Annotated in this window: 6 protein-coding genes and 1 tRNA gene; 2 read left to right on the top strand and 5 right to left on the bottom strand. The window is 33.1% G+C overall.

Annotation, left to right across the window (positions count from 1 at the left end; all coding sequences use genetic code 11):
- Window positions 1-16 precede the first annotated feature (16 nt).
- On the bottom strand, window positions 17-1,330 hold the full coding sequence (locus tag HMPREF0013_RS08210) for a DcaP family trimeric outer membrane transporter (RefSeq protein WP_005802384.1): 1,314 nt from the start codon (window positions 1,328-1,330) through the stop codon (window positions 17-19).
- Window positions 1,331-1,654: 324 nt separating this feature from the next.
- Between HMPREF0013_RS08210 and HMPREF0013_RS08205 the strand changes: the two genes are divergently transcribed.
- Window positions 1,655-2,125, top strand: a complete 471-nt coding sequence (locus HMPREF0013_RS08205) for an Lrp/AsnC family transcriptional regulator (protein ID WP_002050132.1) — start codon at window positions 1,655-1,657, stop codon at window positions 2,123-2,125.
- Between the two features lie 45 nt (window positions 2,126-2,170).
- Here the strand turns inward: HMPREF0013_RS08205 and HMPREF0013_RS08200 are convergent, their stop codons facing one another.
- From HMPREF0013_RS08200 to HMPREF0013_RS08190, 3 genes are all read right to left on the bottom strand, one after another.
- Entirely contained in the window at window positions 2,171-2,920 is a 750-nt protein-coding gene (locus HMPREF0013_RS08200; RefSeq protein WP_002114471.1) for a YebC/PmpR family DNA-binding transcriptional regulator, read from the bottom strand.
- A 161-nt stretch (window positions 2,921-3,081) separates the two neighbouring features.
- Window positions 3,082-3,627, bottom strand: coding sequence for a 1-acyl-sn-glycerol-3-phosphate acyltransferase (locus HMPREF0013_RS08195; protein ID WP_002114566.1), 546 nt, complete (start codon window positions 3,625-3,627; stop codon window positions 3,082-3,084).
- Window positions 3,628-3,813: 186 nt separating this feature from the next.
- Window positions 3,814-4,386, bottom strand: a complete 573-nt coding sequence (locus HMPREF0013_RS08190) for a TetR/AcrR family transcriptional regulator (protein WP_005802380.1) — start codon at window positions 4,384-4,386, stop codon at window positions 3,814-3,816.
- A gap of 278 nt (window positions 4,387-4,664) precedes the next feature.
- On the opposite strand from HMPREF0013_RS08190, the gene HMPREF0013_RS08185 reads away from it, so the two are divergent.
- Window positions 4,665-5,528 carry an iron-containing redox enzyme family protein gene (locus HMPREF0013_RS08185; RefSeq protein WP_002115982.1) on the top strand — a complete coding sequence of 288 codons (864 nt, stop codon included), beginning with the start codon at window positions 4,665-4,667 and terminating at the stop codon, window positions 5,526-5,528.
- Window positions 5,529-5,697: 169 nt separating this feature from the next.
- On the opposite strand, the gene HMPREF0013_RS08180 is transcribed toward HMPREF0013_RS08185, so the two are convergent.
- A tRNA-Ile gene (locus HMPREF0013_RS08180) sits at window positions 5,698-5,774 on the bottom strand.
- Between the last annotated feature and the right edge of the window lie 779 nt (window positions 5,775-6,553).

Here is a 6,553-nt window from a genome sequence, read left to right as displayed (position 1 = left end):
TTTTTATATCTAATTTTTAGAAACTATATTTTGCTAGCAGGTTGATACGTGAATAATCACCCTTGTCACCTGCAAAAGTTTCACGTTGACCGTAAGTATATTCTGCTCCTAAATCAATATTTTTAACTGGGTTCCAGATTAAATTGACTAAAGCGTTATAAATTTCTTTGTTATAGCTGGTATTGGTTAAATTGCTATTAGCATAGACATTATCATCTTTGTATTGAATACCACCTACAGCAAAAGTAGAACGCAGAATAGGGCTCCATTTACGTTGATATCCAATTACTGCGCTATCGAATTCTCCTAAATTAATATCTTGTGTTGTTGTGTCATAGTTATAAGCCGAATTGCTATAAAGTAAATAACGGCCATCGCCTTTAACATGATAGTAGTTAGCAACTACGCTATCTTGAGGCGTTAAATCATATTTACCACCAATGCCTACACCCCAGCCAAATTTCTCTTCAGAAGTACTATCTTTTGGAGCTACACGGTTTTCATGGGCAAGACCATGTAACTGTAATAGGCCTTTGTTATCCGTAGTTTTGAAATCATATCGTGCTGTTAAAGCAGGAAAACGGCTTCCACCGGCAGCATTACCAGCTTTTTCAACATCGCCACCCTCTAAGGCAACTAATATTTTTTGTTGTGCATTAATTGGCTGGGTGTAACGAACCTGTACTGTACGTGTAGTACCTGTACCAATAGCGCCATTAAAATCTACTGTTTCTGGTGATGTATCTGTGTTTACAAAGGGTGAGGTTGTTTGACCAGCTAACCATTTTCCTAAAGACATATAGGCATGACGAACACGGAAAGTACCATTGCCATTATCTCCATTGCCACCCATGAAATCGGCTTCAATTTTACCTGTTAAATCTCCATATTGAGTTGGACGAGTAATATCTAAGCCAATTCGTGAAGTTGCTGCAGATACATTTAGTGAGTCTTGTTTTGGATCATCTTTATTCAGTGGATAATTGGCACCATTTGAAATACTGCCATTTGAACCTTTAAAGTCATAGGTTGCATCTGCGCGAACACTACCATAAAGCTTGACTAGAGTTTGCCCATCGGCCATAGCCATCCAACCTGGTTTTGATGCAGGGGGTGTAGGGGTGGCAGGTACTGCGGGAATTGTTGCTGGAGCAGTGACAGTTAAAGCTATTTTTTGTTGATCAGATAGCTTCTGGACAAGTTGTTTTAACTCCTTTACTTCATCACGTAAGGCGTTAACTTCAGCATCTGTAGCGGCATGCACAGGCATCGTCACGCTCATTGCACCTAAAGAACTCATTGCTAACACTAGTGTTTTGATCTTATTCACAGGAACTCCCCCGACATGGATAAAAATTTTCCTGCAAATACATAACAAAAATGATGCCAACTTTAAGAAACTTGAAAAATAGCCAAATTTTGATGATTACTTACTTTTTAGCGTTAAACAGTAGTGAGAATAAAGGTTAAGCATAGAGCTGACTCTCTAAAATGAACCGCACATGACACTACTTGCACGTTTAAAAGGCATAAAAGACTTAAGCTCTATAAAAGAAATATAGTTTTGCTGCCCATAAACCTTTGTATTTTCAATGCAGAGGTGGTGGTATAGGGTTATACTGTCTTTACTGTGAAATTCTGGCTGGAGATAAGAGTGGAGTTAGATCGTTTTGATAAACAAATTCTAGAAATTTTGTCTCATGAAGACTTAAATTTGAATGAACTTTCAGAACGGATCAATCTGTCAGTCAGTTCTGTGCATCGCCGTATTAAGCACCTGATTGAAGCCAACATTATGGGACAGCTCAAAAGGGAAATTAATTTTAGTAAGCTTGGTTTTACTTTACATATTTTATTGCAAGTTTCACTGAGTAAACATGATAGTGAAACATTTGATAAGTTTCTGTCTGAAATAGAAGCAATTCCAGAAGTAACCAATGCATTCTTGGTAACGGGTCAGAGTGCCGATTTTATTTTAGAGCTTGTAGCACGCAACATGGATGACTACAGTGAAATTTTATTAAGACGTATTGGAAAAATCGACAACGTAGTTGCTTTGCATTCTAGCTTTGTCATTAAAGAATATAATGTATTTAATTGCTATAACTTGCTCAACAAGCTATAAAAAAACGCACCAAATGGTGCGTTTTCTTTGATTCAAATGTTTGATTTAAGCATCAAGTTGAGCCAAAACCTCATCCGAGAATTCAACGTTAGTATAAACGTTTTGTACATCGTCAAGATCTTCAAACATATCAATCATTTTAAGAATTTGTTTTGCTTGGTCAACATCTGTAATTTCAGCTTTTGTAGATGGACTCATCACAACTTCTGCGTTATCAGATTTTAAACCAGCAGCAGTAAGGGCATCTTGTACTTCACCGAAAGTTTCTGGTGAAGTGATTACCAAAATTTCATCTTCTGAAACTTCAATATCTTCAGCGCCAGCTTCTAAAGCAACTTCCATGATTTTATCTTCTAAAGAAACATCTTCAAAAGTAATTTCACCACGTTTAGTAAATAGATAAGATACAGAACCCGCAGTTCCTAAGTTACCATTTGTTTTACTAAAACAGTGACGTACGTCTGGTACTGTACGGTTTAAGTTATCTGTCATTGTTTCAACAAGAACAGCAACCCCGCCAACACCATAACCTTCATAAGTTACTTCTTTTAGATCATCATTATCTTCACCACCAGCACCACGTTGGATAGCACGGTTAATGGTGTCACGTGTCATATTAACTGAGAGAGCTTTTTCAACTACTGCACGCAGACGAGGGTTGCTAGCAGGATCTCCACCACCAAGTTTGGCAGCAGTCACAATTTCACGAATATATTTAGTAAAAACTTTACCGCGACTTGCATCTTGTTTAGCTTTACGATGCTTAATATTGGCCCATTTAGAATGACCCGCCATGGACGTGAACTCCAAAAAAAGAAAATGCAAAAGTGCTGGAATATTAGCATAGGCTTGGTTTTGTTGAAAACTGTTGCCCTGCGTTTTGTTAGCCAATTGAATAAGAACAATAAGCTTAAGACCTAATGAGTGAGATTAGGTCAGATCAAGTCCAATTTGATTTAGTTAATTTTTACATCTATACCAAATTGAGCGTACAGCTCTTTAATGGTTTCCAAGTCTTTTTGTAAATCAGTCGGGTAAATTTTACCTAAAATCCCACCTTGTTTACTTCGAGCATTGGCATACATTAAAACAATAGGAACATTGGCTGCTTTTGCAATATGCCAAAAACCTGTACGGATAGGCTTACGTTCAGAGCCATCTTTAGCACGTGTAGCTTCTGGAGCAATCACTAAGTTAAAAGTTTCATGGGTTTGAAATTGTTCAACCATTTGCGAAACGATATCTTTACTTGCTTTACGATCAACAGGAATGCCACCCAATTTTTCTAAAATTGGCTTAAGGGGGCCTTTGAAAAGTTCTTTCTTTATTAGAGTATGAATTTTGATGTCTAACATTTGGAAGAGGGCAATCGAGAGCACTGCATCTAGATTTGAGGTATGTTCAAAGCCAATAATAACTTGTTTTTTCTCAAGAATTTGTGGGTCTACATTGTAGGTCCAACCAACGGCTTTAAAGATAGAGTTACCTAGAAATTTTTTCATACATCAGTGCAAATTGATAAATTTTCAGGATTCTAATATGAGTTTGTAAAAAAGCCTAGAAAAATTATGAAAGCTAAAGTAGAGCACAAAAGTTAAGGATTATCTAAGTTCTAAAATACTTTAAAAGTTCTTTTTTTATTTTTCTCAAACTTCATTTTAAAGTAATAAACCTAGATGATTTTAAAATTAAGATACTGGCTGTGGTATCTCTTCATTAATTAAATATTCAATATATTTCCAAATTTTTTCAGGGTTAATAAGGTTTTTATCTGTCGTTCCATCAATAATCATCCCATCAATAATGGAAATAATGATATGAACAAGGGGCGTTGGATTTTCTATACCTAATTGATTAAGCTTTTCATGTAATAGATTAGTCAACCATTTTGTATATTCATAAAATGGTTCACGAATTGAAGTATATTGTTTAGATACTTCAATAAATGCCTTTTTAAATAAACAGCCATTAAATGTTTCGCTATTGATCCATTCAATATACCAATTAAAAATAATATGAATTTGCTCAAGAGGACTAGCATCTTGATGTAAACTTAATTGTTCATTGATTGAGTTTTGAATATTTATATTTCGATGTTGCAAACATTCCATAATTAAATTTTCCTTTGATGGAAAATATTTATAAAAAGTCATTTTTGCAACATTTGATTCAGCAATAATACGGTCAACACCAGTAGCATTGTACCCAATCTGATTAAATAAATTTAAAGCAGTATTTATAATATCTTCTTTTTTTGACATTACTATTCCATATAGTTAAAACTAATTATAACTTAATCTAAAATATTAAATTTTTAATACAAATTATGATAATAAAAAACTGATTTTGATTCAAGTTGAGATTGTGATAATGATTATCATTAATTGAGGTTTTTTTTAATTTTTCATTTGATTTCGTACGATTTTAATTCTAATATTAATCGATGAAGGAACATATTTAAATATTAATTTAAGTCATTGTTTTTATAATAAAATATGTAAAAATCGATCATGCTTCAATAAGTTTAATGAGAGCGGATATGCCTAAGAAATTTGAGAATTTTAATAATCCTAGAAAGAAAGCACTCGCAGGGATGAAACAAAGCATTTCAGCTGAACTATGGGAAAAAAATTCAAACTTTTTGACCCGATTAAGAGCAAAGATTGCAAAACATCCTGTATCCCATCATCCTGCAATCGATACTTTAAATAATGGCGAAATTAATAAAGAAGATTTAAAAAAAATTCATTTAGAGTATCGTCATGCAATTGTGCAAACTTTTACTGATGCATTGCTCATGGCCCAATTTCAAACTAAACAATTAGAGCCGAGATTGCATGCCGGTGCAAAAATGTTCCCGCGTTTTCTTTTGAGTTTAAATATTTTTGATGAGTTTGGATTTCGGCCAGGTTTGGATAAAGACGGCTACTATCAGGGAAATCCTGAATATGCTCATTATCCCTTATTTGAAGATATATTGAATGATTTCGGTATTACAGAACAAGATCGTCTAACTTATCATCCGACTGAAATTGCAGATCAGGTTAGAGTATTTTTAGAAAATGCTTATGATGACTATAAAGCTGTTTCAGCCTTACTAGCAGTCGCAGAGGAAGAAGTCATTCTGTATAGTCCACCTTTACGTAGAGCAACTAAAGCAGTTGGTCTAGATGTGGAGGGTGGTGGTTATTATCATGTACATGGTATCTCTGAGGATGAAAGTGCTGAAGCAGCAGATGACGATCATGAAGAAGATTTATGGTATGTCTTGATGCAAGCTTGTACAGAAGAAGACTATAATTATATTGAAAAATTATGCTTAGAGTATTGTGATTTATGGGAAAAGTTTTGGGATACACAATTAGAGAATTCTGAGCCAATGCGAAAGCAAATCTTAGCTTAATAGATGAAAGATGGATATTTAGTACGAAACGTAAGTGTATTTTAAAACATCTAAAATTTAGGGATAAAATAAATTTAAATTTTGAGTATTTTTTATAAGAGTAAAGCATATTCTATTTGGATATATATTAAAAAACCCCATAAACTTTTTGTTTATGAGGTTCGGTATTTGGTGGGCCCACACAGACTTGAACTGTGGACCAACGGATTATGAGTCCGCTGCTCTAACCAACTGAGCTATAGGCCCTATAAGTCAGAAAAGCTTTTAATCTCAATGCTTTTCAGTGCGTGCAATACTAATCAATTTTTTTATTAAACACAAGTCATTTTCTGAAGTAGACGCAAACTAAACCCAAAAATATTGTGTCATATTGGTTAATATTTCAAGCGATAGTGATTCTAGCTTATGTGTAGTTCAAGAGTAAAGTGGGAAAAGTTATTTATCGATCAATTAGAATTTATTCCAACAATCTATTGTGACGATGACTTAATTGTATTTGTAGTTTGAGACATTAATTTATATAAAATAAATTTTGTTTAAAATATAAGCGGAAATTGTAGCTGTGCTGTTTGTGTGTTGTGAAAATATAGAATTAGAAAAAACTTATTTAAGATAAATATAAATGGTGATTAAAAATATTATGTATTTTTATATTGTAATTAAGCTTTAGGTATATGGTAGATTGCCTTTTTAACTATATATTTCGAAAAATAATAGTTACAATAATTCTCTTAATAAGATTCTAGCCTATATGTAGTAAAAATATAGACTATTAGGGCCAAATTACTTAAGAAAATAGTATTATTAATTTTTAGATTAGCTTAAAATTTAAACTCAACTTAAAAAAGTAAACATTAAGATATAAAGTTAGCAACTTTAATAATGAAACATAAAACTAACGAATAAACGGATTCAATTTTTTTAATGCAAATAAATTTAATTAAAATATAATACTTTTTCTTAAGATGTTTATTGTGTTTTTCTAAAAAAGCTGTTAAGGACGCTAATAGAAATTTTTATCATTA

The sequence above is a fragment of the Acinetobacter sp. SH024 genome (assembly GCF_000163635.1).
Taxonomy (GTDB): domain Bacteria; phylum Pseudomonadota; class Gammaproteobacteria; order Pseudomonadales; family Moraxellaceae; genus Acinetobacter; species Acinetobacter pittii.
Note: the sequence above shows the minus strand (reverse complement) of the source record. Positions and strands in the feature narration are given on the sequence as shown.